The 23,588-nt window shown below is 68.8% G+C and carries 23 protein-coding genes; 12 read left to right on the plus strand and 11 right to left on the minus strand.

Annotation, left to right across the window (positions count from 1 at the left end):
- Positions 1-88: 88 nt before the first annotated feature.
- Genes CVV76_RS18840 through dapD form a run of 3 tightly spaced genes read right to left on the minus strand, consistent with a single transcriptional unit; the run spans position 89 to position 1,527 of the window.
- Complete coding sequence (locus CVV76_RS18840; protein WP_102226242.1) at positions 89-436, minus strand: hypothetical protein; 348 nt, start codon at positions 434-436, stop codon at positions 89-91.
- 4 nt (positions 437-440) lie between these two features.
- Complete coding sequence (locus CVV76_RS18845; protein ID WP_102226243.1) at positions 441-686, minus strand: GlsB/YeaQ/YmgE family stress response membrane protein; 246 nt, start codon at positions 684-686, stop codon at positions 441-443.
- Positions 687-690: 4 nt separating this feature from the next.
- Positions 691-1,527: a 2,3,4,5-tetrahydropyridine-2,6-dicarboxylate N-succinyltransferase gene (gene dapD, locus CVV76_RS18850; RefSeq protein WP_102226244.1), complete on the minus strand. Its 837-nt coding sequence runs from the start codon at positions 1,525-1,527 to the stop codon at positions 691-693.
- 149 nt (positions 1,528-1,676) lie between these two features.
- Here dapD and CVV76_RS18855 point away from each other — a divergent pair, with 149 nt between their 5' ends.
- Positions 1,677-2,504, plus strand: coding sequence for an LOG family protein (locus CVV76_RS18855; protein ID WP_102226245.1), 828 nt, complete (start codon positions 1,677-1,679; stop codon positions 2,502-2,504).
- A gap of 34 nt (positions 2,505-2,538) precedes the next feature.
- Entirely contained in the window at positions 2,539-3,237 is a 699-nt protein-coding gene (gene queC / locus CVV76_RS18860; protein ID WP_102226246.1) for a 7-cyano-7-deazaguanine synthase QueC, read from the plus strand.
- Positions 3,238-3,247: 10 nt separating this feature from the next.
- Here queC and CVV76_RS18865 read toward each other — a convergent pair whose 3' ends face one another.
- The 3 genes from CVV76_RS18865 to CVV76_RS18875 all read right to left on the minus strand — a co-directional run bounded on the left by CVV76_RS18865 (position 3,248) and on the right by CVV76_RS18875 (position 6,806).
- Complete coding sequence (locus CVV76_RS18865; RefSeq protein ID WP_102226247.1) at positions 3,248-4,456, minus strand: winged helix-turn-helix domain-containing protein; 1,209 nt, start codon at positions 4,454-4,456, stop codon at positions 3,248-3,250.
- A 470-nt stretch (positions 4,457-4,926) separates the two neighbouring features.
- Positions 4,927-6,138 (minus strand): 23S rRNA (adenine(2503)-C(2))-methyltransferase RlmN, encoded by a 1,212-nt coding sequence (gene rlmN, locus CVV76_RS18870; RefSeq protein WP_102226248.1) that lies wholly within the window; start codon positions 6,136-6,138, stop codon positions 4,927-4,929.
- A 131-nt stretch (positions 6,139-6,269) separates the two neighbouring features.
- Entirely contained in the window at positions 6,270-6,806 is a 537-nt protein-coding gene (locus CVV76_RS18875) for an invasion associated locus B family protein (RefSeq protein ID WP_102226319.1), read from the minus strand.
- 171 nt (positions 6,807-6,977) lie between these two features.
- On the opposite strand from CVV76_RS18875, the gene CVV76_RS18880 reads away from it, so the two are divergent.
- Positions 6,978-7,967, plus strand: coding sequence for an asparaginase (locus CVV76_RS18880; protein ID WP_102226249.1), 990 nt, complete (start codon positions 6,978-6,980; stop codon positions 7,965-7,967).
- A 208-nt stretch (positions 7,968-8,175) separates the two neighbouring features.
- Here the strand turns inward: CVV76_RS18880 and wrbA are convergent, their stop codons facing one another.
- Together wrbA and CVV76_RS18890 are read right to left on the minus strand one after the other, a co-directional pair.
- Complete coding sequence (gene wrbA, locus CVV76_RS18885) at positions 8,176-8,769, minus strand: NAD(P)H:quinone oxidoreductase (RefSeq protein WP_102226250.1); 594 nt, start codon at positions 8,767-8,769, stop codon at positions 8,176-8,178.
- Between the two features lie 121 nt (positions 8,770-8,890).
- Positions 8,891-10,549, minus strand: a complete 1,659-nt coding sequence (locus CVV76_RS18890) for an NAD+ synthase (protein ID WP_102226251.1) — start codon at positions 10,547-10,549, stop codon at positions 8,891-8,893.
- Between the two features lie 357 nt (positions 10,550-10,906).
- On the opposite strand from CVV76_RS18890, the gene CVV76_RS18895 reads away from it, so the two are divergent.
- Positions 10,907-12,379, plus strand: coding sequence for an MORN repeat-containing protein (locus CVV76_RS18895; RefSeq protein WP_408607893.1), 1,473 nt, complete (start codon positions 10,907-10,909; stop codon positions 12,377-12,379).
- A 39-nt stretch (positions 12,380-12,418) separates the two neighbouring features.
- Here the strand turns inward: CVV76_RS18895 and CVV76_RS18900 are convergent, their stop codons facing one another.
- Entirely contained in the window at positions 12,419-13,084 is a 666-nt protein-coding gene (locus tag CVV76_RS18900; protein ID WP_102226253.1) for a LysE family translocator, read from the minus strand.
- A 95-nt stretch (positions 13,085-13,179) separates the two neighbouring features.
- On the opposite strand from CVV76_RS18900, the gene CVV76_RS18905 reads away from it, so the two are divergent.
- The 5 genes from CVV76_RS18905 (at position 13,180) to CVV76_RS18925 (ending at position 16,905) form a co-directional block, all read left to right on the plus strand.
- Positions 13,180-13,632: an Lrp/AsnC family transcriptional regulator gene (locus CVV76_RS18905; RefSeq protein ID WP_102226254.1), complete on the plus strand. Its 453-nt coding sequence runs from the start codon at positions 13,180-13,182 to the stop codon at positions 13,630-13,632.
- 239 nt (positions 13,633-13,871) lie between these two features.
- Positions 13,872-14,486 carry a LysE family translocator gene (locus CVV76_RS18910; protein ID WP_102226255.1) on the plus strand — a complete coding sequence of 205 codons (615 nt, stop codon included), beginning with the start codon at positions 13,872-13,874 and terminating at the stop codon, positions 14,484-14,486.
- A gap of 205 nt (positions 14,487-14,691) precedes the next feature.
- A complete protein-coding gene (gene clpS / locus CVV76_RS18915) occupies positions 14,692-15,024 on the plus strand; it encodes an ATP-dependent Clp protease adapter ClpS (protein WP_102226256.1) in 333 nt (110 codons plus the stop codon).
- A 21-nt stretch (positions 15,025-15,045) separates the two neighbouring features.
- Positions 15,046-16,056, plus strand: a complete 1,011-nt coding sequence (locus CVV76_RS18920) for a class I SAM-dependent methyltransferase (RefSeq protein WP_102226257.1) — start codon at positions 15,046-15,048, stop codon at positions 16,054-16,056.
- A gap of 33 nt (positions 16,057-16,089) precedes the next feature.
- On the plus strand, positions 16,090-16,905 hold the full coding sequence (locus CVV76_RS18925; protein WP_102226258.1) for an SDR family NAD(P)-dependent oxidoreductase: 816 nt from the start codon (positions 16,090-16,092) through the stop codon (positions 16,903-16,905).
- Positions 16,906-16,960: 55 nt separating this feature from the next.
- On the opposite strand, the gene CVV76_RS18930 is transcribed toward CVV76_RS18925, so the two are convergent.
- Positions 16,961-17,410, minus strand: a complete 450-nt coding sequence (locus tag CVV76_RS18930; RefSeq protein WP_102226259.1) for a hypothetical protein — start codon at positions 17,408-17,410, stop codon at positions 16,961-16,963.
- 97 nt (positions 17,411-17,507) lie between these two features.
- A complete protein-coding gene (locus CVV76_RS18935) occupies positions 17,508-19,607 on the minus strand; it encodes a bifunctional DedA family/phosphatase PAP2 family protein (protein WP_102226260.1) in 2,100 nt (699 codons plus the stop codon).
- Positions 19,608-19,840: 233 nt separating this feature from the next.
- Between CVV76_RS18935 and hemF the strand changes: the two genes are divergently transcribed.
- The 3 genes from hemF (at position 19,841) to CVV76_RS25490 (ending at position 23,529) form a co-directional block, all read left to right on the plus strand.
- A complete protein-coding gene (gene hemF, locus CVV76_RS18940; protein ID WP_102226261.1) occupies positions 19,841-20,731 on the plus strand; it encodes an oxygen-dependent coproporphyrinogen oxidase in 891 nt (296 codons plus the stop codon).
- 79 nt (positions 20,732-20,810) lie between these two features.
- On the plus strand, positions 20,811-21,509 hold the full coding sequence (locus CVV76_RS18945) for an HAD family hydrolase (protein ID WP_102226262.1): 699 nt from the start codon (positions 20,811-20,813) through the stop codon (positions 21,507-21,509).
- Positions 21,510-21,792: 283 nt separating this feature from the next.
- Complete coding sequence (locus CVV76_RS25490; RefSeq protein ID WP_233193029.1) at positions 21,793-23,529, plus strand: D-alanyl-D-alanine carboxypeptidase family protein; 1,737 nt, start codon at positions 21,793-21,795, stop codon at positions 23,527-23,529.
- Positions 23,530-23,588: the final 59 nt, after the last annotated feature.

Consider the following 23,588-nt stretch of genomic DNA (forward strand, 5'->3'; position numbering starts at 1 on the left):
GGGGGGGCGGTCGCTTTCTGTCTAGTGCCGTCGTGCGTGGTCTTGGGGCGTGCGGGCGATCTTTCGGCGAAAGATCGTGCCCCGGGCCTCAGTCCCCCTGCTTGTCCAGCACCGTGACCTGCGCGACGATCACCGAATTCTCGGCCAGCGCGCGGTCCATCAGCGCGATCTCTTCCTCGCCGATCTCCTCGCCCGCCGCCTGACGTTCGGCCAGCGTGCCGTAGCCGGTGACGTCGAGTGGCGCCATGTCGGCGGTCTTCAGGAGAGCGACCGTCTCGCGCACCGCCTCGGCCTCGTCCACGCCGGAGGCATAGCACAGAAGGCCCGCGCCGGTCGCGCCCTTGGGCAAGCCGTCGCCGGGCGCGCGGCCGACCTCGACCAGGAGGGTATAGACCTTCTGGACGCGCTTGGGCTTCTTGGGGCTGTCGTCGGTCATCGCGCTACCGCCGTGTGCCGCGGAACAGCGCGATCAGGAGCGATGCGCCGACGATGCCGACCACCAGCTGCGGCAGCCAGGCATTGGCCGCGTAGATACCGATCTTCGCCAAAATCCAGTTCAGCACCACCGCGCCGACGATGCCGAGGATGATGTTGGCGAAGATCCCGGTCTTCGCCTTCATGATCGCCGAGGCGATCCAGCCGGCCAGGCCGCCGACGATGATCGAGGCGAGGATGCCAAGGCCCATCGGATCAGTCCCGCAGCAGTTCGTTGATCGAGGTCTTGGAGCGGGTCTTGGCATCCACCCGCTTGACGATCACCGCACAGTAGAGGTTCACGCCGTTCTTCGACGGCATGGTGCCCGAGACGACGACCGAGCCCGCGGGAACCTCGCCGTACATCACCTCGCCCGTTTCGCGGTCGACGATCTTGGTCGACTGGCCGATGTAGACGCCCATTCCCAGGACCGAGCCCTCGCGCACGATCACGCCCTCGACCACCTCGGAGCGCGCGCCGATGAAGCAATTGTCCTCGATGATCGTGGGGCCGGCCTGCATCGGCTCCAGCACGCCGCCGATGCCGACGCCGCCCGACAGGTGCACGCCCTTGCCGATCTGGGCACAGCTGCCCACGGTGGCCCAGGTGTCGACCATCGTCCCCTCGTCGACATAGGCGCCTAGGTTCACGAACGACGGCATCAGCACCACGCCCTTGGCGATGAAGGCCGAGCGGCGGACGACGCAGTTCGGCACCGCGCGGAAACCCGCGGCGCGCCACTGGTTCTCGCCCCAGCCGGCGAACTTGCTGTCGACCTTGTCCCACCAGCCGCCGCCCTGCGGGCCGCCGGTCTGGATTTCCATGTCCTTCAGGCGGAAGCCCAGAAGAACCGCCTTCTTGGCCCATTGGTTCACGTGCCAGTTGCCGTCGGCCTGGCGTTCGGCCACCCGCAGCCTGCCGCCGTCGAGCGCGCTCAGCGTGTCCTCGATCGCCTCGCGCGTCTCGCCCGTGGTTGCGGGGGTGATCGTGTCGCGGGCCTCCCACGCGGCCTCGATGGCGGTTTCGAGGGCGGCGTTCGGGTTGGTCGTCATCGGCGGATCCTCCGTCACAATCTGGGGCAGGTCAGGCGTTCGTGCAGGGATGGCCCTCCTGCAGGACTGGCCCTCTTGCGGCGTTGGCTATAGACGAGGCGGAGGCCCCGCGCAATCCGACGCGCGGCCGCCCCGGGGTAGGAGCGACCATGAAGGAAGACCACCGCATCAGCCGCCTGCGCGACGCCGGCGAGGATGTGCGCCACGCGCGCGAGACGCCCGACACGCCGCAGGGGCGCTCCCCCTCCTACCGGCTGGCCTATGCCGACACCGATTTCCTGCTGCGCGACGACCTGCGGCCGGTACGCCTGATGCTGGAGCTGCAGAAGCCCGAGGTGATGCTGACGGAGCGCGGGATCGAGTCGACGGTGATCCTGTTCGGCTCGGCCCGGGTGCCGGCCCCGGACGCCAAGGCACCGCCGAACCGCCCCTCGGTCGCCAAGCTCACGAAATGGTACGACGAGGCACAGCGCTTCGCCCGGGCGGTAAGCGCCCGCGCGCTGCAATCGGAGAACCGGGATTTCGTGATCTGCACCGGCGGCGGCCCCGGCATCATGGAGGCGGGCAACCGCGGCGCGGCCGACGCCGGGGGGATCTCGATCGGCCTCAACATCGTGCTGCCGCACGAGCAGGAGCCGAACCCCTACGTCACGCCGGACCTTGCCTTCAACTTCCACTACTTCGCGATCCGCAAGATGCATTTCCTGATGCGGGCGCGGGCGCTGGCGGTGTTTCCCGGGGGCCTTGGCACGCTGGACGAGATGTTCGAGGCGATCACCTTGATCCAGACCGGCAGGATGAACCGCATCCCGGTCCTGCTGTTCAACCGCGACTACTGGGAGCGGCTGATCGACTGGCAGGTGATGGTGGACGCCGGCACCGTTGCGGCAGAGGACCTCAAGCTGATCTCCTTCGTCGAGACGACGGAGGAGGCGCTGGCGATCATGGATGGCTGGAACGGCGGCGCGGGCTGCTGAAGCCCGAACGCCCACCGCGCAACGGAGACGACCGATGAAGACCCTTGTGATCTGTTCCGGCGGGCTCGATTCCGTCTCCCTGGCCCATATGGCGGCCGACACGCGGCAGCTCACGCGGCTGGTGTCGTTCGATTACGGGCAGCGTCACCGCAAGGAGCTGGACTTCGCGGCCCGTGCCGCCGACCGGCTGGGCGTGCCGCACCGGGTGATCGACATGCGCGCGATCGGGGCGTCGCTGACCGGCTCGGCCCTGACCGACGACGTCGACGTGCCCGACGGCCATTACGCGGAAGAGACCATGCGCATCACCGTCGTGCCGAACCGCAACGCGATCATGCTGAGCGTGGCCTATGGCATCGCCGCGGCCGAGGGCGACGCGGCGGTCGCGACGGCCGTGCATGGCGGCGACCACTTCATCTATCCCGACTGTCGCCCCGCCTTCACCGAAGCCTTCGCGCGGATGCAGGACGCGGCGCTTGACGGCTATGCGCAGGTCTCGCTCTGGACGCCGTTCCTTGATGGGTCCAAGGCGGATATCGTGACCGCCGGGGCGGCACATGGCACACCTTTCGCCGAAACATGGTCATGCTACAAGGGCGGCGCCCGGCATTGCGGCCGCTGCGGCACCTGCGTCGAGCGGCGCGAAGCGTTCGAGATCGCGGGCATTCCAGACCCGACCGAGTACGAAGATCCCGACTTCTGGCGCGAAGCGGTGGCAAGCCGGGTCCGATGAACTCCCGGGCTCAGCCCTCCCGCAGCCAGCCGGGATCGAAGCCTACCCTCTCGCAGCCCGCGAAGCCCGCCATCCTGTCCAGCGTGGCCTCCAGCCGCGCCAGCCGGCCCTTGCCCATCGCGACGCCGGCCTCCGGCCAGAAGGCGCGGACGGCAAGCACGCCCTCGTCGCGCCGCGCCTTCATGTCGATGCGGCCGATCAGTCGGTCGCCCTCCATCACCGGAAAGACGTAGTACCCGTAAAGGCGCTGCGCCTCGGGAACGAAGACCTCGATCCGATAGGAGAAGCCGAACAGACGTTCGGCCCGCTTGCGGTCGCGCAGTGCCGGGTCGAACGGGCTGAGGATGCGGATCCGGCCCGGCGGCGCGGGCGCGTCGGCGGCGGCCTCGGCCACGTCGGGGCGCGCGAAGGAACGGCGCGGCGCACCGTCCGCCCCTTCGACGACGACGTCGACGATCTCGCCCCGCGCCAGCGCCTCGGCGCACCATGCCTTCGCCTCGGCCGGGCTGACGGTGGCGAAGAAGGCGGCGATCTCGCCCGAGGTGGCGAAGCCGAGCCGGTCGAGCGCGGCGTTGCAGGCCCAGTCGACCGTTTCCTCCGGATCGGGGCAGGCCGTTGCATGGGCGTCGGGCAGCACCCGTTCGGTCAGGTCGTAAAGCTTGCGGAACCCCTCGCGCCGGGTCACCGACAGGTCGCCCACACGCCAGAGATATTCCAGCGCGGTCTTGGACGGGTGCCATTCCCACCACCCGCCGGAGGATCGCCCCTCGTCCTCGCCCACATCGGAGGAGGACACCGGACCATTCGCCGCGATGCGGGCCAGCACCTCGTCGAACTTCTCCTCGAAACCGTGGCGCTGCCAGCGCTTCCATCGGTCGGCCAGCCGCGCCCGGTCGCGCTCGAACCGCAGCCGCCAATGCGGGAAGAACGCGGTCGGGATCACCGAGGCATCATGCGTCCAGTGTTCGAAAAGCGCGCGATCGCGCTCCAGCAGCCGCTTGAGCGCGCCGGGGCGGTAGGCGGGCCGCCGGGCGAAAAGGATCATGTCGTGGGCGCGTGCGACCGTGTTGATGCTGTCGATCTGGACGAAGCCCAGCTGCTCGATCAGCGCCATCAGGTCCGCACCACGGCCCGGCCCGGCCGGCGCCTCGGCCAGCCCGTGACGATGCAGGAAGAGCCGCCGCGCCTGGGCGTTCGACAGAGGGATCGGGGTGCTCATGCCCTTGGCTTAGCAACGCATTGTTAACTTTGCCATGGAAAGACTGTGACTGCGCCCCGAATTCGCCATCTGGCGGTGATGCATGGCGTCACGTTAACCTGCCAGGCGGGAGGGATGGAACATGCAGATCACGAAGCCGAGCCCCTGGCCCGTTGCGCCGCAACGGCCGCGTCGACCATGGCCGCGCCTCCGCCCCGACCTGCCACCCTGCGACGGCTGGCCCGTTGCCTGGCTACCGGCGGGCACCCCGGGCGCCGCCCCGGCCTCTTCGCGCAACCGGGTCGACCTCTTCGCCTTGCGCCCGCGATCCCTCCGGCCATCGTGACGGCACGATCGTTGGTGCATCGGTGCCATGCCTGACGGGCCGGACGCCCCGGGCCGACAACGGTTTTTCGGAAAGACCTCAGGTCGCGCCTCCCAGAACCCGCGCCGCGGCGGTTGGGTAACGGTCACCCGGGGTCGCGCCCGCATCAGCCCTGCAGGCCGGCCTCCGCCGCGATCTGGGCGCGGCTCTTGCGGGCCCGCTCCGTCGCCGATTTCAGCTGACCGCAGGCGGCCATGATGTCCTCGCCCCGGGGTGTGCGGATGGGCGAGGCGTAGCCCGCTTTGTGGACGATATCGGCAAATGCCTCGATCCGCTCCCAGTCAGAGCGCCGGTAGGGCGCGCCTGGCCATTCGTTGAACGGGATCAGGTTGATCTTGGCCGGGATGCCCGAGATCAGCTTGACCAGCCGCCGCGCATCCGCGTCGCTGTCGTTCACGTCCTTGAGCATGACGTATTCGAAGGTGATCCGCTCCGAGTTCGACAGCCGGGGATATTCCCGTAGCGTGTTCAGCAGCGTCTCGATGTTCCAGCGCTTGTTGATCGGCACCAGCTTGTCGCGCACCTCGTCGGTGGTGGCGTGAAAGCTGACTGCCAGCAGGCAGCCGATCTCCTCGGCCGCGCGGGCGATCTCGGGCACCACGCCCGAGGTCGAAAGGGTGATGCGGCGGCGCGAGAGGCTGATCCCCTCGCCGTCCATCACCACCTTCATCGCGTCGCGCACCGCCTCGAAATTGTAAAGCGGCTCGCCCATGCCCATCAGCACGACGTTGGAGATAAGCCGCGTCTCCTCCTTCGGCACGCCCTGCTGCGGCCATTCCTCAAGGTCGTCGCGGGCCACCATCACCTGGCCGACGATCTCGGCCGCGGTCAGGTTGCGCACCAGTTTCTGCGTGCCGGTGTGGCAGAAGGAACAGGTCAGCGTGCAGCCCACCTGGCTGGAGATGCAAAGCGTGCCGCGGCCTTCCTCGGGGATGTAGACCGCCTCGACCTCATGCCCGCCGGCGATGCGCAGAAGGTACTTGCGGGTGCCATCGTCGCTGATCTGCCGGGTGACGACCTCGGGCAGCTCGATCGTGAACCGCTCTGCCAGCATGGCACGGTAGTCCTTGGCGAGGTTGGTCATCAGCGCGAAATCGCGCACACCCCAGTGGTAGATCCACTGCCAGACCTGCCCCACCCGCATCTTCGCCTGCTTCTCCGGCGTGCCGGCGGCGATCAGCGTGTCGCGCAGCTGGTCACGGGTCAGCCCCACGAGGTTCACCCGCCCGCCCTCGGGCAGCTTGCGGGGGATCGTCACCACGTCCTGGGTGATCGGCGCGGAATGCTGATGTGCGGTCTGCGGCGTGTCGGCGGTCATGGCGCGGTCCGGTTCGGCTTGGGTGCGGAAGCGGGTCATATAGGGCAGACAGGCTGCAATTGGAACAGGAAAATAAGGGCAGTGCCCGCCGGCAGGGCGCGCTCAAACGCACCCTGTCGGCCGCAGCCAACTTACTTGCAGCGGGTCGCCGCGTCCTCGGTCGCCGCGGTGAAACCCAGAAGCGAGAAGGTATCCTTGGTTTCCTTCCCCCGCGAGGAATGCGCGGTGATCACGGCATCCGCCCCGCCCTTCATCGCGTCGATCACCTTCTGATCGTCCTCGGGCTTGGCGGGCCAGGCCCATTCGCCATCGGTGATCATGGTGAACTTGTCCGAGCCGATCACCAGGTCCGCGGTCGAATCCTTGGCGAAGGGATAACCGCCGGTGAATGAGACCTCGCCCTTGCCATCATGCCCCGGGCGATAGGTCACGAACAGCAGGATATCGCCCCGCTGGGCGCTGACCTTCTTGCCATTCTCGGTGATGACCGAAGATTTCGGGCTGGAAACGCCCCAGCATTCCTTGGGATTGCCTTCGGTGAACACGCTCCAGTCGGTTTTGACGGCGACGCGGTTCTTGGTCTCCTGGGCCATCGCCCCGGTCGCCGGCGCGATCATCGCCATTGCCGCGAGCGCGCCGATCATGGCGCGCGCTTTGGTCGGTGTCATCACGATCACTGTCCCTATCTGTCCTTGCCTCGACCCGCCCATCCGTGCGTGGATCGCACCTTTTCCGGTGGCGGGCACCTCTTCAACTCGATATGTCCGTGATAGCCGGAATTGGCCGCTGGTTCAAAGGCCGATGGGCAAGAAATCGCGCATCTTTGAGGAAATCCGAACATGAGCGGAGCACCGATGATCGAGCTGTGGCGCGGCGGGCGGCTGGAGAGCGCCCACCTGGGCCACGCCGTGATCTGCGACACGACCGGGCAGATCGTCGAAAGCTGGGGCGATCCGACCGCGCTGATCTACCCGCGATCCTCATGCAAGATGGTGCAGGGGCTGCCGCTGGTGGAAAGCGGCGCGGCCGATGCCGCGGGGCTGGAACCGCGCCGCCTGGCGCTGGCCTGCGCCAGCCATTCCGGCGCCGCGATCCATACCGACACGGTGACCCGGTGGCTGGGCGACCTGGGCCTGTCCGAGGCCGACCTGCGCTGCGGCAGCCACATGCCGCAGGACAAGCCCGCGCAGAAGGGCCTTGTCTGCTCCGACACCCAACCCTGCCAGATCCACAACAATTGCTCAGGCAAGCATTCCGGGTTCCTGACCCTGACCAAACACATGAAGGCCGGGCCGGAATATGTCGAGATCGACCACCCGGTGCAGCGCGCGGTACGCGCGGCGTTCGAGGATGTCACCGGCGAGGACAGCCCCGGCCACGGCATCGACGGCTGCTCCGCCCCGAACTTCGCGACCTCGGTCACCGGGCTCGCGCGGGCGATGGCGGCCTTCGCCGGCGCCGACGGCAAGCCGGGCGCGCGTGCGGCGGCCATGGTCCGGCTGCGCGACGCGATGCGCGCGCATCCCGAGATGGTGGCGGGCGAGGAACGCGCCTGCACCAACCTGATGCGCGCAACAGGCGGCAAGGTCGCGATCAAGGGCGGAGCCGAGGCGGTCTATGTCGCGATCCTGCCCGAGGCGGGCCTCGGCGTTGCGCTGAAGATCGTCGACGGCGGCACCCGCGCCTCGGAAGCCGCAATCGCCGCGCTGCTGGTCAAGCTGGGCGTGATCGAGGCCGGGCACCCGGCCATCAAGGCCCATCTCGGCACCCAGCGCAACTGGCGCGGGATCGAAACGGGCGAGATCCGGACCGCACCGGGCTTCGCCTGACGGCCTGGCCACTGGCGGCCCCCGGCGCCGGGGGGGGCCACACCCCCGCACCCGCCGCATCAGCGGGGGTTTCACACCCCCGCACCCCCGTGGGATATTTTCACTCAGAAGAAGAGGGGCAACACCGCTGCCCCTTTCATTGTTCTCCAAATACGCAAGCGAGGCGGCCACTCCGAACCACGATCCGGAATGGCCGCGCAGGCCTGCCTCAGGCGTTCAGCTTGGCGGTCACGTCAAGCAGGCGGGTCACCTGGTGGCCGATCACGGTTTTCGCCGCCTCGGTGAATTCCTCGCCCTGGCGGTGGCTGTAGCCGTAGGGATTGCCGGTCTCGAACAGCTTTTCGTGCGTGTAGCCCGGGGTCACGATCACCGTGCCCCAATGCATGAAGCTGGTGTAGAGGCCAAGCAGCGTCGCCTCCTGCCCGCCGTGCAGCGTGCTGGCCGAGGTCATCGCGCTGACCACCTTGCCGGCCAGCTTGCCCTGCTGCCAGAGCGGCCCCAGCGTGTCGATGAAGGCGCGCAGCTGCGACGGCGCCGAGCCGTAGCGCGTGGGGGCCGAGAACAGGTAGGCATCGGCCCAGGTCATGTCGTCATGGCTGACTTCGGGGATATCGGCCGTCTTGTCGGCCTGCGCCTTCCAGGCATCCTGCCCCTCGACCACCGATTTCGGCGCGGTCTCCGCGACCTTCAGCAGGCGCACATCGGCGCCGGCGGCCTTCGCGGCGGCGGCCGCGATCTCGGCCATCTGGTAGTTCGTGCCGTATGTCGAGTAGTAGATGATCGCGAGTTTCACTGCGGACATGTCTCTCTCCTTTCCGGTTGAGGTCGCGGAGAGGATACCGGCAGATGCGATCCCGGAAAGCCCCTTTCGCCGCGCGGAATTTGTGCGCCCCCGCGCGGAACTCCCTCGCTGCGGGCGGGCGTCAGCCCCGGTCGCGCCAGCGGTTGACGATCGGGTAGCGCCGGTCGAGCCAGAACGCCATGGTCGACAGCCGCGTCCCGGGGGCGGATTGGAACCGCTTCCATTCGCTGATGTAGAGCAGATGTTCGACCCGCTCGACCGTGGCGCGGTCAAAGCCAGCGTCGACGATCTCGGCGATCGATTCCTGGTTCTCGACCAGGCGTTCGAGAATGGCATCCAGCACCGGATAGGGCGGCAGGCTGTCCTCGTCCTTCTGGTCGGCGCGCAGTTCGGCCGATGGCGGCTTGTCGATGATCCGGGGCGCGATGACCTCGCCCGCCGGGGCCATCATCCAGGGCCGGTGATTGGCGTTGCGCCAGCGGCAGGTCTCGAACACCCGGGTCTTGTAGAGATCCTTGATCGGGTTGTAGCCGCCCGACATGTCGCCGTAGATGGTGGCATAGCCCACCGCCATCTCGGACTTGTTGCCGGTGGTCAGAAGCATCCCACCGAATTTGTTCGACAGGGCCATCAGCATCAGCCCGCGCAGGCGCGACTGGATGTTTTCCTCGGTGACATCGGGCTGCGTGCCCTCGAACAGATGCGCCAGCGCGCCGCCCACCGCCTTGCGCGCCTCCTCGATATGCACGGTGTCGAGCTTGCAGCCCAGCGCCCGCGCGACCGAGGCCGCATCATCGAGCGAGCCCTGCGAGGTGAATTCCGACGGCAGCATGATGCAATGCACGTTCTCGGGCCCGATGGCATCCGCGGCGACGGTGGCGACCAGTGCCGAATCGATGCCGCCGGACAGCCCCAGCAGCACGCGCTTGAACCCCGACTTGCCGAGGTAGTCGCGCAGCGACAGCACCATCGCGTGGTAATCCTGTTCCCACGCGTCGGCGACCGGCACGGTTTCACCCTGCGCCACGCGCCAGCCCTCGTCGGTGTTTTCGAGCGTGAGTTCGCTGATGACCTCCTCGAAGGCCGGAAGCTGCATCGCCAGCGCCCCGCCGGGGTTCAGCGCGAAGGAGGCGCCGTCAAAGACCTGGTCGTCCTGCCCGCCCACGGTGTTGAGATAGATCAGCGGCAGGCCCGTCTCGACCACCCGGGCGACGGTGACGTTCAGCCGCAGGTCCCGCTTGCCCCGGCGGTAGGGGGAGCCGTTCGGCACGAACAGCACCTCGGCCCCGGTCTCGGCCAGGGTCTCGGCCACGTCGGGGTGCCAGGCGTCCTCGCACACCGGGATGCCGAGGCGCAGCGGGCCGATGCGGATCGGCCCAGAGATCGGGCCGGGGGTGAACAGGCGCACCTCGTCGAAGACATCGTCATTCGGCAGCTCGTGCTTCAGCATCCGTGCGGCGATCTTGCCGTCCTGCAAGATGAAATAGGCGTTGTAGAGCGCGGCCCCCTCGACCCATGGGCCCCCGATCCCCAGCGGCGGGCCGTCGGCGCAGCGTGCCGCCAGTTCCTCGATCGCGAGCATGGCGTCGCGCTGGAAGGCGGGGCGGCGGATCAGGTCCTGGGTCTGGTAGCCGGTGACGAACATCTCGGGCATCGCGACAAAGTCGCTGCCGGCGTCGCGCCCCGTCTCCCAGGCCGCGAAGGCCTTGTCGGCATTGGCTTTCAGCGCACCCACGGTCGGGTTGAGCTGCGCCAGCGTGATGCGGAAAATCTCGGTCATGTCCTGTCGCGCCCGTTCTGCCGTGCTGCCCGTAACCGGGCCGATCTTTAGCAGAACATGGGGCGAGGGAAAGCCTTGGAAACCCGTGCCGGCCCCGTCAGACCGCGCAGCCGGGCGAAAGACCCGCGGCACGGCCCGGACCTGTACCGGATCGGCACGGCACCGACAGGCCTTCACCCCGGGGTCCGCAGCGAAGTTCCGCCCGCCCGGCGCCGGCGACTGCTTGTCAGACCGGGGCGCCCTCCCTTAGGCTTGCCCCGCCCGCAACCGCGACGGCTAAGAGGGAGACATCCGGTGAAACGCACTTTCCGCGCCTCCAGGAACGGCCGCGCGCGCAGCCCGCTGCGGCTTGCGGCCGTGGCCGCACTGACCGCCCTGCCCTTCGCCATTCCCTTCGGCGTCTGGGCACAGGATTCGACCCCGGTCACCAAGCAATACGACAACGGCGGTATCTATACCGGCAGCTTCAAGGACGGAAAGCAGAACGGCCGGGGCACCTACAAGATGCCCAATGGATACGAATACACCGGCCAGTGGGTCGAGGGAGAGATCAGGGGACAGGGCACCGCGAAATTCCCCAACGGGTCGGTCTACGTCGGCCACTTCTCCAAGGGCGAACCCGACGGCAAGGGCAAGATCACCTCGGCCGACGGCTCGACCTACGACGGCGACTGGGTCAAGGGACAGATGACCGGCCAGGGCACCGCGACCTATGCCAACGGGGTAAAATACACCGGGGGCTTCAAGAACGGCGTGCAGGACGGGACCGGCAAGATGACCGGCCCGGACGGCTATGTGTACGACGGCCAGTGGGTGAACGGCGCCAAGCAGGGCAAGGGCAAGATCACCTATGCCGACGGCTCGACCTATGTCGGACAGCTGGAGGCCGGCCAGCGCCAGGGCCAGGGCACCCTGACCATGAAGGACGGCACCGTCTATACCGGCGCCTGGAAGGGCGGGCAGATCAACGGCTCGGGCAAGCTCACCATGCCTGACGGCGATGTCTACGAGGGCGAACTCGTCGATGGCAAGCGCCAGGGGCAGGGCAAGCTCAGCTACGCCAACGGCGACGTCTATGAGGGCGGGTTCAAGGACGACAAGCGCGATGGCCAGGGCACCTACCGCGCCAAGGACGGCTACGTCTACAAGGGGGTCTGGAAGGACGGCAAGCTGAACGGCACCGGCACCATCACCTATCCCGACGGCTCGACCTATACCGGCGACGTGGCCGACAGCGTGCCGAACGGCACCGGCAAGATGACCTACACCGACGGCTCGACCTACGAGGGCGCCTGGAAGGCCGGCGTCATCTCGGGCCAGGGCACCGCGAAATATGCCAGCGGCATCACCTACACGGGCGAGTTCAAGAACGGCCGCAACGACGGCCAGGGCACGACCGTCTATCCCGACGGCTACCGCTACGAGGGCCAATGGAAGGACGGCCAGCGCGATGGCGAGGGCACCGCGACCTATCCCGACGGCACGGTCTACAAGGGGCACTTCAGCCAGGGCAAACGCGACGGCGAGGGTGCGATCACCATGAAGGACGGCTTCAAGTACGAAGGCGCATGGCAGGACGGCCAGATCTCGGGGAAGGGCAAGGCCACCTATGCCAATGGCGACGTCTACGAGGGGATGTTCAAGGACAACCACCGCCAGGGCCAGGGTACGATGCACTACGCCACGGGTCAGCAGGCCTCGGGCGAGTGGAAGAACGGCGCGCTGACCGGCCAGGGATCGGCCCCGGCGCCGGCGCCCGACGGCGTGGCGCCCAAGGTCGAGACACCCCCGGCCGAGGGCACCACGGGAAGCGGCGGCTCGGGGAACTGAGCCCCGCCATTTTCCGGCGCCCCGTCCCGGTGGCGCCCGTCACCCGGCCAGCATCGGCCAGAGCGAGGCCAGCAGAAGCGCCGCCATGGTCCAGTTGAAGACCGCCAGCCGGCGCGGAGAGGTCAGCAGCCGGCGCATCTGTCTCCCCAGGACGGCCCAGCAACTGATCGACGGGAAGCCGACCAGCATGAAGGCCGCGGCGACCACGATCACCCCTCGGAAATCGCCCGCCGGCGCGTAGCCCGCCAGCGCCGCCGTGATCATCGCCCAGGCCTTCGGGTTCACCCACTGGAAGCCCATCGCCTGCAGGAGCGTCATCGGCCGCCCTGTCGCGGCCTCTTCCTCCGCGCCCCCCGATCGCTCCGTACCCCCGACGCCTGTCGTGGCGCCTTCGCCGATGCCCTCGCCCGCCCGCGGTGGCGGCGCCGCGTGGGCGATCTTCCACGCCAGCCAGGCCATGTAGGCGACGCTGGCCAGTTTCAGCGTAAGATGCAGCCCCGGCCAGACCTCGAACGCCTGCATCAGCCCGGCGCCCAGCAGCAGTACCATCACCACCATCCCGAGCGAGATCCCCAGCATGTGCGGCAGGGTCCTCAGCACACCGAAATTCGCCCCTGAGGCCAGCAGCATCAGATTGTTCGGCCCCGGCGTGATCGACGAAACCAGTGCGAACAGCGCAAGCGCCGCGAGGATCTGGAAGGTCATGTCACCTCTCCCGTTGAGACTGAGACGCAATCTTATGCGCCGGAAAGCGCAATTTGATTGCGATCCGCGTTCCGGATCATCTATTCACGCAATCCATGGCGGAACTGGATCAGATCAACGAAAACATATTGCGCGAGCTCGGCCGCGACGGCCGGATGTCCAACCTCGATCTCGCGGCGCGGGTCGGGCTCTCGCCCTCCGCCTGCCTGCGCCGGGTGCAGGAGCTGGAGCGCCGCGGCGTGATCCTCGGCTATCGCGCCCGCATCGACCCCGGGGCGCGCGGCGCGGGCTTCATCGCCTATGTCGCCGTCGGCCTATCGCAACACACGAAGTCCTCCCTCGAGGCCTTCGAACGCGCCGTGGCCCGCGCCCCACAGGTCACCGAATGCCACAACATCACCGGCGGCATCGAATACCTGCTCCGGGTCGAAGTTGCCGACATCGCGGCCTACAAGACCTTCCATACCGACATCCTGGGCGCCCTGCCGCAGGTGAATTCGGTCACCTCCTACGTCGTGCTCGGCTCGCCCAAGGATAGCCGCGCGTGAGCCGCGGGGCGCCTCTGCCCGGGCGGCGGCGCGGGCTGGGAGAGCTGCGTATTTGGGGAACAATGAAAGGCAGGCGGATCGCGGCGTGGATTTAGGGGTGGCGGCGAAGAGGCGGGGATAAGGGGCGGCCTTTCGGGCTTTCCCGATCCGTCCCTCGCCTTTTCGTCCTGGGAGCCGTATTCTGGAACGGATTGGGGCGAGCCCCCGATCCCCGGAACGATGCCATCCGAAGGCCGCAGATGACCCTGACCTCGCTTCTGATCTTTGCCGCCGCGCTGGCGGTCGCCGCCGGGTCGCCCGGCCCCTCGATCGCGGCGCTCGTGGCCCGCGTGCTGTCGCGCGGGGCGCGCGACGTGCTGCCCTTCCTGGCCGCGATGTGGGTGGGCGAGGCGATCTGGCTTTCGCTCGCCGTCTGGGGCCTCTCGGCGATCGCGCACGGGATGCAGCCGCTCTTTGCCGCGATCCGCTGGGCCGGGGTCGCCTATCTGCTCTACCTCGCATGGAAGATGTGGCGCGCGCCCGCCGAGACCGACGACGCCGCCCTGCCATCGCGCGCGGAACCCTGGCGGATGTTCGCAGCCGGCTTCGCGGTGACCCTGGGCAACCCGAAGATCATGCTGTTCTACCTCGCTCTCGTGCCGACGATCCTCGACCTCGCGCGGCTTGACGTCGGCGGCTGGGCCGAGCTGACCCTGACCATGACCGCGGTGCTGATCGCGGTCGACCTGAGCTGGGTGCTGCTGGCCAGCCGCGCCCGGCGGTTGCTGCGGTCCCCGCGCGCGATCCGCGCCACCAACCGCGGCAGCGCCGTGGTGATGGCCGGCGCCGCCTCGCTGATCGCCGCCAAGGGCTGACGGCGGGCCCGCTTTTGCGCCCGGACAGCCCTCCCTGCGCCGCACCGGCGCACGCGGCCCTTTTCTCAAACGCGACTCGGGTTATATTGAGGGCCGAACCGAAATCCCCCGTGTCCAACTCTCACTCCCGTGGAGCCTGCCACCCTTGACCTTTACGGCAACAAACCCGACGATCGCGACCCCGTTCGCCCTTCCCCTCCGCTCGATGGCCGAGCGCAAGGATGGTGAAGGCGGAGGACGCGACGGCGAAGGCGGCCTGCTGACCGAGACCAAGACCAGGACCCAGCGCCCGCCGCTCTACAAGGTGCTCCTGCTGAACGACGATTACACCCCGATGGAATTCGTCGTCCATGTGCTGGAACGGTTCTTCGGCCTCAGTCACGCCCAGGCCTTCGAGATCATGCTGACGGTGCACAAGAAGGGCCTCGCGGTGGTCGGCGTTTTCTCATTCGAGGTGGCCGAGACCAAGGTCGCGCAGGTGATGGATTTCGCCCGCCGACACCAGCACCCGCTGCAATGCACAATGGAAAAGGAGTAGGGCCGCACGTTCCGGCCGCCCATGCGCTCCGCCCGCCTTTCGCTCGCGCTGGATACCGGCGCCCTCGTGCTGCCGGCCGAGGGCCGGATCGCGCTGTTCCGTCCCACGGGGGACGAGGACCTCTCCGCATTGCCGCGCGACCGGATCGACGCGATCCAGTCGTTCCGCCCCGATCATGATGCGCTGACCCGCCGCGGCCTCAAGGTGTCGCCCGAGGCGTCGGGCAGCTACGCCGCCGCCATCGTCTGCCTGCCCCGCGCCAAGGCCGAGGGCCGCGCGCTGGTGGCCGAGGCCGCGCGCCGCCTGCCAGAGGGCGCCCCGCTCTGGGTCGACGGGCAGAAGACCGATGGCATCGATTCGATGCTGAAGGACCTGCGCGGCAGGGTCGAGGTCGGCGCGCCGCTTTCCAAGGCGCATGGCAAGCTGATTTCCTTCGCCAATCCCGGCGCCGCGACCTTCGCCGACTGGCAGGCCGCCCCGCGCAAGATCGCGGGCGATTTCGTCACCCTGCCCGGGGTGTTCTCGGCCGACGGGCCCGACCGCGGCTCTGTCCTCTTGGCCGAGGCGCTGCCCGCGAAGCTGCCGGCGCGGGTGGGCGATTTCGGCGCCGGCTGGGGCTATCTCTCGCGCGCCATCCTTGCCCGCGACGGCGTCGAGGAGCTGCACCTGATCGAGGCGGAGAAGACCGCGCTTGACTGTGCCCGCAGCAACGTCACCGATCCGCGCGCGCAATTCCACTGGGCCGATGCCACGCAGGACGTGCCCGGCGCGCCGTTCCAGGCGGTGGTGACAAACCCGCCGTTCCACCAGGGCCGCGCGGCCGATCCCGACCTGGGCCTTGCCTTTCTTGCCTCGGCGGCGCGTCAGCTGACGGGCATGGGCACGCTGTGGCTTGTCGCCAACCGCAATCTGCCCTATGAGCGCAGCCTTGCGGCGCTGTTCCGCGAGGTCGAGGAAATCGCATCTGACGGCGCCTTCAAGGTGCTGCACGCCACCGGTCCGATGACGCGGGCCAGGCCGCGGGCGCACTAACCCCCGGAAATCCAGGAACGTATCGAGGAAGCCATGTCCTTTTCCATTGCCGGCAAGACCGCCATCGTCACGGGCGCTGCCAAGGGAATCGGCCTCGCCATCGCCCGCCAGTTCGTCGAGAAGGGCGCGAACGTCATGTTCGCCGACATGGACGAGTCCTGCCTCGCCAACGAACTCGGCGATCTGCCGAAGGAAGAAGGCCCGGTCCGCATGTTCGGCGGCGACCTTCGCCACAAGCTGACCCTGCAGAACCTGCTGTCGGCCACGATCGACGCCTTCGACCGGGTGGACATCCTGGTCAACGCCAGCCGTCAGATGTACGCCGCCGACCCGCTCTCGTCCGAGGACGACGGGGTCGAAGCGCTTCTGGAGCAGAACCTGATGACCAGCCTGCGCATGTCGCAGATGGTCGCCAAGCGCATGATCGCCCAGGCCGAGCGCGAGGGCACGGGCGGCAACGGCGCCACCATCGGGTCGATCGTCAACATCTCGTCGATCGCCGCGCGCCGGGCCCAGCCCGAGCTGATGGCGTTCTCGATCTCGTCGGCGGCGGTGGACCAGATGACCCGCTCGCTTGCCGTGGCACTGGCGCCCAAGCGGATCCGCGTGAACGGCATCGCCTTCGGGTCGGTCATGAGCACGTCTTTGAAGGAGGCGCTGAAGGACCACCCCGAGATGCGCGACCAGATCCGCAGCCGCACGCCGCTGGAACGCATTGCGCCCCCCGGAGAGCTTTGCGACGCGGCGCAGTTCCTTGCCTCGGACGGTGCGGGCTTCATCACGGGCCAGGTCCTCACGGTCGACGGCGGCCGGTGCCTCGTCGACGCGGCCCTCGCCCCCGTATTCTGACGCCCTGGCCTGAAGCTTTCTTCCGGGAGTCTGCTCCCGGCTCAGCACTCCCGGCTCAGCCCTTGTCAGGATAGGCCTGCCTGCAGGCGGCGATGGCGGGGCCCGCGCGCCGTTCCAGCTCCCGCCGCTTGACCTTCAGCTGCGCCAGCTCCTTGCGTGCCGCCGCCATGTCGAAGGCGGCCGGCCGTTCCACCGTGCGCCCGACCTCGGCAAGGCACATGTCGGGCCCGATCGGCCGCCCGTGCCGGTCGCGCGGCCGCGGGAAGGGACCGCAGGGCACCCATTGCACATCGCGCACCCGGTGGGCCTTCAACGTGTAGCCGCGGGCGAGATCGGTCTCCAACTGCGCGATCAGCCGGCTGACGACCTGAAGGTCGCGCGTCTCGCGGTCGATGCATTGCTGCTGCGGCGTGGCGCAGGCCGCCAGCGCCAGCATCAGCGAGAGGCCGATCGCGGGGCGCCCGCCGAGGGCGGCGTTGCGGCGCTGTAGGCGAGCTGTGGTCATCGAATCCCCTCCTCCGGGGCGTCAGTCTAGCCTCGTCGGGCCGCATGGGGGAAGCGCCCTTAGGGAAAGCACCCCACTTGCGCCCCGCTCCGCGCCGTCACTTCAGCACGACCACCGCCGCGGCGCCATCCGACGTCCAGCGCCCCTTGCGCGCCGCATCGCCCTTCGGCAGCGCGGCCCGCATGGTCTTCGCCACCTGCCCCGAGGCGCTCAGCGCCTGCACCACCCAGTCACGGTCGCGATCGACCTTGGCGTCCATGTCCTCCACCGCGGCCCAGGGCTGGGCGTCGGCATAGCCTGCGCTGGCAACGAAGATCGCCCGCCCGTCCGGGCCGCGCCGGTCGGTCGGCCAGACCCGCAGCAGGTGACGTTTGTGCACACCGTCCTCGGGCCGGGCGCGTACCCAGGTCATGCGGTTCGCCGTGCCGTTCCAGAAGGCGGGCATCGCCGGTGCCCGCGGGTCGGGCTTGCCCGACAACTCGGCCAGCACCGCGTTCAGCAGGGATGAGAGCGTGGCGGAATCGGTGGTCACCATCCCCGCCTCCTTCAGCGCGTCGCTGAGCGCCGAACGGTCCTTGGCCAGCAGCACGAGGTTGATCGGCGCCTCGGCCCGCCCGTCGATCCCCTGGATCTGCCCCGGCAACCCGGCGCTTGCGAAGAACGTCGACAGATCGGCCACGGGCGCGGCCTTCTCCGGTGCGGCGGGCGGGGTCAGCGCCTTGTGATAGCTGATCGCCACCACCACGCATCCGACCAGCGCCGCCGCCCAGACCGCAGTCGCCCCCCAGCGCGCGACCCGGCGCGGCGCCGGCGGCAGAAGCTTGGGCAGCGATCGGTGCACCTGACGGCTGCGCAGCCACTCGCCGACCGAGACCCCGATCAGAAGCCACATCGCGCCCACGAGGTAGCCGTTCAACACGTCGCTCAGGTAATGCTCGATCAGGTAGAGCCGGCTCAGCCCGATCAGGAAGGCCACGATCAGCGCCAGAAGCGCCGCCACCAGCGGCCCGATCAGCCGCACCCGCCAGGCGACATAGGCCAGCATGCCGTAGCAGGCGACCGAGATCGCGGCGTGGCCGCTGGGAAAGCTGCCGCTCGTCTCGACGAAATAGGCAAGGTCGGGGCGGGCGCGGTGGAACGCCATCTTCAGGATCGCCACGGTGATCACGTTGCCGACGATCGAGGTGATCATCCCCACCGCCAGCGCCCCCCGCCCGGCCAGCCAGAGCGAGGCGACGGTCGCCACCAGGACCAGCGTCACCGCCTGCCAGATCCCGAACGCGGTGACATAGGCCGCAAGGTGGATCAGCAGCGGGTTGCGGAACAGGTGCATCAGCGCGGCGACGTTCCGGTCCATCTGCACCACGCTTGCCGAGCCGAGGAAGTCGAACACCGTGTCGAGGTAGACGGTCAGCACGTAGACGAAGGCCACCGCGATCAGCGTCGCCGGCAGCCCGAGGAAGCGGCCGCGATCGACCCTTGCGGCCAGAAAGGCGACGGTCGCAGGGTGACGGTCGCGCCAGGCGCGGATCTTCGGCCGCTCTCCCAGCGCGGCGAGGTAGGAGCCTCCGATCGACAGCAGCGCAGGCAGGTTGCGCTCCAGCTTGACGACGACGTAGATCAGCACCGCCAGCAGCACCGCGGCGGCGGCGACGAAGATCGCGATCCGGGTGGTCGCCGGGCCGAGCCGGGCAAGGATGTCACCGAAGAAATAGCCGAAGGCGAGGTGGCCGAGGGCATAGGGCACAGAGCCCACGACGTTCCAGATCCGGAACCGCCGCGGCTCCATCCCTGCCAGTGCTGCGGCCAGCGGCACGAAGCCCGAGACCGGCCCGAGGAACCGCCCCACCACCAGCGCAAGGCCTCCGCGCCTGTCGCACAGGTCGCGCGCCTTGCGGAACGCCTTGGAACTGTCGGGATCGAAGCGGCGAAACAGCGGCCCGCTGCCCCATCGCCCGACCCAGAAGCCCATCTCGTTGCCGAGGATCGACCCGATCGCCACGAACCACGTCATGTCGAAGAACCCGACATACCCGCGCTGCGCGAGGATCCCCGCCGCATCGACGACCAGCGTACCGGGCACGATCACCCCGGTCAGGAAGAACGCCTCAAGCATCGAGGCCGCGCCCACGATCCAGTAGGTCCAGATCCCCAGTGACTGCAGCGAGGGCAGTAGGGCGTCGATCGAATGGGGCATTGTCCCTCCTTGGTGGCCTGGCCCCGAAAGGCCCCCGGGCGGCGCCTGGTTCCAGGGTCAACGCCACGAAGTGCCAATCTGTTCACTCCGCACCGGAAGGGGAAGACCGTTTGCGCGACGCCGGCCCCACCCTTCCCGCATCCGCCCTTGCGCGGCGCGTCCTGCGGCCTATGTTCGGCGCGCCGTGGCGCCGCCGATCCGATCCCGCGCCGCCCGATGCCAGAGGAGCCCCGATGACCGAGGATTTCGACACCCGCAAGGCCCGTGCCGCCGACTGGTTCCGCGCGCTGCGCGACGAGATCGTCGCGGCCTTCGAGGCGCTGGAGGATGAACAGGAGAAGGGCCCCTTCGCCGCCCTCCCCCCCGGCCGCTTCGAGGTGACGCCGACGAAACGCACCTCCGACGACGGCTCGGACGCCGGCGGCGGGCTGATGAGCGTGATGCGCGGCGGCCGCGTGTTCGAGAAGGTGGGCGTCAACGTCTCGGCCGTGCACGGCACGCTGGGCGAGGCGGCGCAGAAGGCCATGGCCGCCCGCGGCGTGCCGGGGATCGAGGCGGACCCGACCTTCTGGGCCTCCGGCATCAGCCTGGTCGCGCATATGCAGAACCCGCACACCCCTGCGGTGCACATGAACACGCGGATGTTCTGGACCCCGCACGCCTGGTGGTTCGGCGGCGGGGCCGACCTCAACCCCTGCATCGAGTACGAGGAGGACACGGCCTTCTTCCACGGCGTCCTGCGCGAGCATTGCGATCGCCACAGCACCGATTACTACCCCGGCTTCAAGGCCTGGGCCGACGAGTATTTCTTCATCCCCCACCGCGGCCGGGCGCGCGGCGTCGGCGGCATCTTCTACGACGACCTGAACACCGGCGACTGGGACAGCGACTTTGCCTTCACCCAGGACGTGGGCCGCGCCTTCCTGCCGGCCTTCCTGGGCGTCACCCGCACCCGGCGCGACATGCCCTGGACCGAGGCCGACCGCGAGACCCAGGCGATCCACCGCGGGCTTTATGCCGAGTACAACCTCGTCTACGACCGGGGCACCAAGTTCGGCCTGGCCACCGGCCACGACGCGAACGCGGTGCTGATGAGCCTGCCGCCGGTGGCGAAATGGCCGTGAGGAAAGGGGGCGCTGCCCCCGCCGCGCCCCAAGGGGCGCGACTCCCCCGGGATATTTGAGAGCAGAAAGAGGAGAGCGCATGGCACGGGTGACGACGATCGGCTTCGACGCGGACGACACGCTGTGGCAGAACGAGCAGTTCTTCCGCATGACGCAGGACCGCTTTGCCGAATTGCTGGCCGACCATGCCGCGCCCGCGCATCTGGAGGAGCGGCTTCTCGCGGCCGAGCGGCGCAACGTCGGGCGGTACGGGTTCGGCATCAAGGGCTTCACCCTGTCGATGATCGAGACGGCCATCGAGGTGACCGAGGCGCGGGTGCCGGCCTCGGTCATCGCCGAGATCATCGCCGCCGGGCAGGAGATGCTGATCCATCCGATCGAGCTCTTGCCCGAGGCGCGCGCGGCGGTCGAGGCGCTGGCGGGGACGCACCGGGTGATCCTGATCACCAAGGGCGATCTGCTGGACCAGGAGCGCAAGCTGGCGCAATCGGGGCTGGGCGATCTCTTCGACGGGGTCGAGATCGTGTCGAACAAGACCGCGGCGGTCTACGCCGAGATCTTCGCCCGCCACGGCGAGGGCCCGGGACAGGCGATGATGGTCGGCAACTCGTTGAAATCCGACGTGATCCCGGCGCTCGAGGCCGGCGGCTGGGGGGTCTACGTGCCGCATGACCTGACCTGGGCCTTCGAGCATGCCGAGACCCCGGCCGAGCATCCGCGGTTTCGCGAACTGGCCGACCTCGGCGCCCTGCCCGGGCTGGTGGCCGACCTCGCCTGAGGGCACCCTTCCGCGACGGTTCCGCGCGGGCAGGGCCAGATCGGGGGGGCCGCGCCGTGAGGCGCCGCAACATATGCCTCGCGGATCGTGAGAATCGTCGCGAAAGTCTTTGAAACACGGGGCTTTCGGGAACCGCTGGCCCGTGCTATCGTGTAACGAAGCAGCAAGATGATCCCCGCAGAAGACGGGGGCACGAGGCAGACAGAAGGGCAGTGACGTGGCAACGCGTATCGGGCGGATTCTCCGTGATTTCGGATGGTGTGCAGGTCTGACCTGCGGTCTCATGCTATGGGCGGCGGGCGCGAAGGCGGCCCCCTACGCCGCTTACGTGATGGATGCGCGAACCGGCGAGGTTCTCTACCAGAAGAACGCCGACGCGCGGCTGCACCCGGCCTCGCTCACCAAGATGCTGACGCTCTACATCTGCTTCGACGCGATCGAGCGCGGCGAGATCAGCCTCGACACGGTGGTCACCGTCTCGAAGGCCGCGGCAAGCCAGCCGCCCTCGCATCTCGGGCTGCGCCCCGGGCAGAAGATCAAGCTGCGCTACCTGATCCGCGCGGCGGCGGTGAAATCGGCAAACGACGCGGCCTGGGCGATCGGCGACGCGATCGCGGGCAACGTGACCGAGTTCGCAAAGCGCATGAACGCCACCGCAAAGAAGCTGGGGATGGACGATTCGCACTTCGAGAACCCGAACGGGCTGACCCTCAAGGGGCACCTGTCCTCGGCGCATGACATGGCGATCATCGGCCGCCACCTGTTCTACGACTTCCCGCAGTTCTACAACATCTTCTCGCGCCGCTCGACCTATGCCGGCGTGGCCGAGGTCTATTCGACCAACCGCAAGTTCCTGAACGCCTACCGCGGCGCCGACGGGATCAAGACCGGCTACACCTACGCTTCGGGCTTCAACCTCGTCGCCTCGGCCGAACGCGGCGGAAAGCGGATCATCGCGGCGGAATTCGGCGGCACCTCGACCGCCGAGCGCAACGCCAAGATGGCGGAACTCCTCGACCTGGGCTTCAAGCGCGCCCCGGCCCACGTCGCGCTTCAGAAGCCGAAGAAGCCGAATCTCGACCGGATCGCCGCGCTCTACACCGCGCATTCCTCGGCCACGCGGATCGCGCTGGCCGACGATACCGACAGCACCCGCGTCGACTCCAGCCCGCGGCCCGAACCGCGCCCGGGTGCGGCACACTCGCCCTCGCCCGCGCTGATGGCCGCGATCCAGGATAATATCTCCAACACGCTCGACAGGGTCGCGGACGGCGCCACCCCGGCGCCCGCCGCCGAGACGGCCGCCGAGACCGCCGCGCTTGCCCCGGCGGACAGCCCGATCAAGCCGGCGCGTCGCCCGGGGGCCGCACCGGTCCAGGTCGCCGCGGCCGCGCTGCCCGTCGAACGCGCCGACCCGGTCGCCGACCGGACGGATATCGGCACCGACGGCGCGCCCGACCTGCCGCCGCCGCCGCGCCCGGCCGACCTCGTGGCGACGGCCACCCCCACCGCCATCGTGCCCTCGACCGACGCCGCAAGGGCCTCGGCCGCAGCCGAGACCGCGGCAGGTGGCGGCGCGCTCACCGTCGCCTCGGCCGCCACGGCGCCGATAGAACAGGTAGAGCCGACCTCGGCCGACGCCGCCGCCCCGGTGACCGCCTCCAAGGCCCCTGTCGGCAAGGATGCAAAGGCGGATTCGGGCGTGGTCTTCGCCTCTATCGCCCCGCGCGAAGTGCCCAAGCCCGAGGCCCGGCCCGAGGTCGTCACCCGCATGTCCACCTCGGGCGGCCGCAACTGGGGCATCAACGTCGGCCGCTTCCCCTCGGCCTTCGTCGCCGAGAAGGCCCTCCTGCGCACTGCGCTGGCCGAAAGCAGCGCCCTCTCCGACGGGCTGCGCAAGGTGGTGCGGCGCCCGAACGGGTTCGACGCGAACTTCATGGGGCTGACGCAGGATCAGGCCGACCTGGCCTGTTCGCGGCTGCAGGCGCGCGGGATCCAGTGCTTCTCGCTGGCGCCCTGATCGGGCGACGGCGACCGGCAGGCCATTGCCCTTGCCCGCCCGCGGGCGCATAGAGGCGA

The sequence above is a fragment of the Acidimangrovimonas sediminis genome, assembly GCF_002871005.1.
GTDB classification, from domain to species: Bacteria; Pseudomonadota; Alphaproteobacteria; order Rhodobacterales; family Rhodobacteraceae; genus Acidimangrovimonas; species Acidimangrovimonas sediminis.

Coding starts and splice junctions, on each gene's coding strand:
- CVV76_RS18840 (WP_102226242.1), bottom strand. CDS start 436: ATGACCGACGACAGCCCCAAGAAGCCCAAGCGCGTCCAGAAGGTCTAT.
- CVV76_RS18845 (WP_102226243.1), bottom strand. CDS start 686: ATGGGCCTTGGCATCCTCGCCTCGATCATCGTCGGCGGCCTGGCCGGC.
- dapD (WP_102226244.1), bottom strand. CDS start 1,527: ATGACGACCAACCCGAACGCCGCCCTCGAAACCGCCATCGAGGCCGCG.
- CVV76_RS18855 (WP_102226245.1), top strand. CDS start 1,677: ATGAAGGAAGACCACCGCATCAGCCGCCTGCGCGACGCCGGCGAGGAT.
- queC (WP_102226246.1), top strand. CDS start 2,539: ATGAAGACCCTTGTGATCTGTTCCGGCGGGCTCGATTCCGTCTCCCTG.
- CVV76_RS18865 (WP_102226247.1), bottom strand. CDS start 4,456: ATGAGCACCCCGATCCCTCTGTCGAACGCCCAGGCGCGGCGGCTCTTC.
- rlmN (WP_102226248.1), bottom strand. CDS start 6,138: ATGACCGCCGACACGCCGCAGACCGCACATCAGCATTCCGCGCCGATC.
- CVV76_RS18875 (WP_102226319.1), bottom strand. CDS start 6,806: ATGACACCGACCAAAGCGCGCGCCATGATCGGCGCGCTCGCGGCAATG.
- CVV76_RS18880 (WP_102226249.1), top strand. CDS start 6,978: ATGAGCGGAGCACCGATGATCGAGCTGTGGCGCGGCGGGCGGCTGGAG.
- wrbA (WP_102226250.1), bottom strand. CDS start 8,769: ATGTCCGCAGTGAAACTCGCGATCATCTACTACTCGACATACGGCACG.
- CVV76_RS18890 (WP_102226251.1), bottom strand. CDS start 10,549: ATGACCGAGATTTTCCGCATCACGCTGGCGCAGCTCAACCCGACCGTG.
- CVV76_RS18900 (WP_102226253.1), bottom strand. CDS start 13,084: ATGACCTTCCAGATCCTCGCGGCGCTTGCGCTGTTCGCACTGGTTTCG.
- CVV76_RS18905 (WP_102226254.1), top strand. CDS start 13,180: ATGGCGGAACTGGATCAGATCAACGAAAACATATTGCGCGAGCTCGGC.
- CVV76_RS18910 (WP_102226255.1), top strand. CDS start 13,872: ATGACCCTGACCTCGCTTCTGATCTTTGCCGCCGCGCTGGCGGTCGCC.
- clpS (WP_102226256.1), top strand. CDS start 14,692: ATGGCCGAGCGCAAGGATGGTGAAGGCGGAGGACGCGACGGCGAAGGC.
- CVV76_RS18920 (WP_102226257.1), top strand. CDS start 15,046: ATGCGCTCCGCCCGCCTTTCGCTCGCGCTGGATACCGGCGCCCTCGTG.
- CVV76_RS18925 (WP_102226258.1), top strand. CDS start 16,090: ATGTCCTTTTCCATTGCCGGCAAGACCGCCATCGTCACGGGCGCTGCC.
- CVV76_RS18930 (WP_102226259.1), bottom strand. CDS start 17,410: ATGACCACAGCTCGCCTACAGCGCCGCAACGCCGCCCTCGGCGGGCGC.
- CVV76_RS18935 (WP_102226260.1), bottom strand. CDS start 19,607: ATGCCCCATTCGATCGACGCCCTACTGCCCTCGCTGCAGTCACTGGGG.
- hemF (WP_102226261.1), top strand. CDS start 19,841: ATGACCGAGGATTTCGACACCCGCAAGGCCCGTGCCGCCGACTGGTTC.
- CVV76_RS18945 (WP_102226262.1), top strand. CDS start 20,811: ATGGCACGGGTGACGACGATCGGCTTCGACGCGGACGACACGCTGTGG.
- CVV76_RS25490 (WP_233193029.1), top strand. CDS start 21,793: ATGCTATGGGCGGCGGGCGCGAAGGCGGCCCCCTACGCCGCTTACGTG.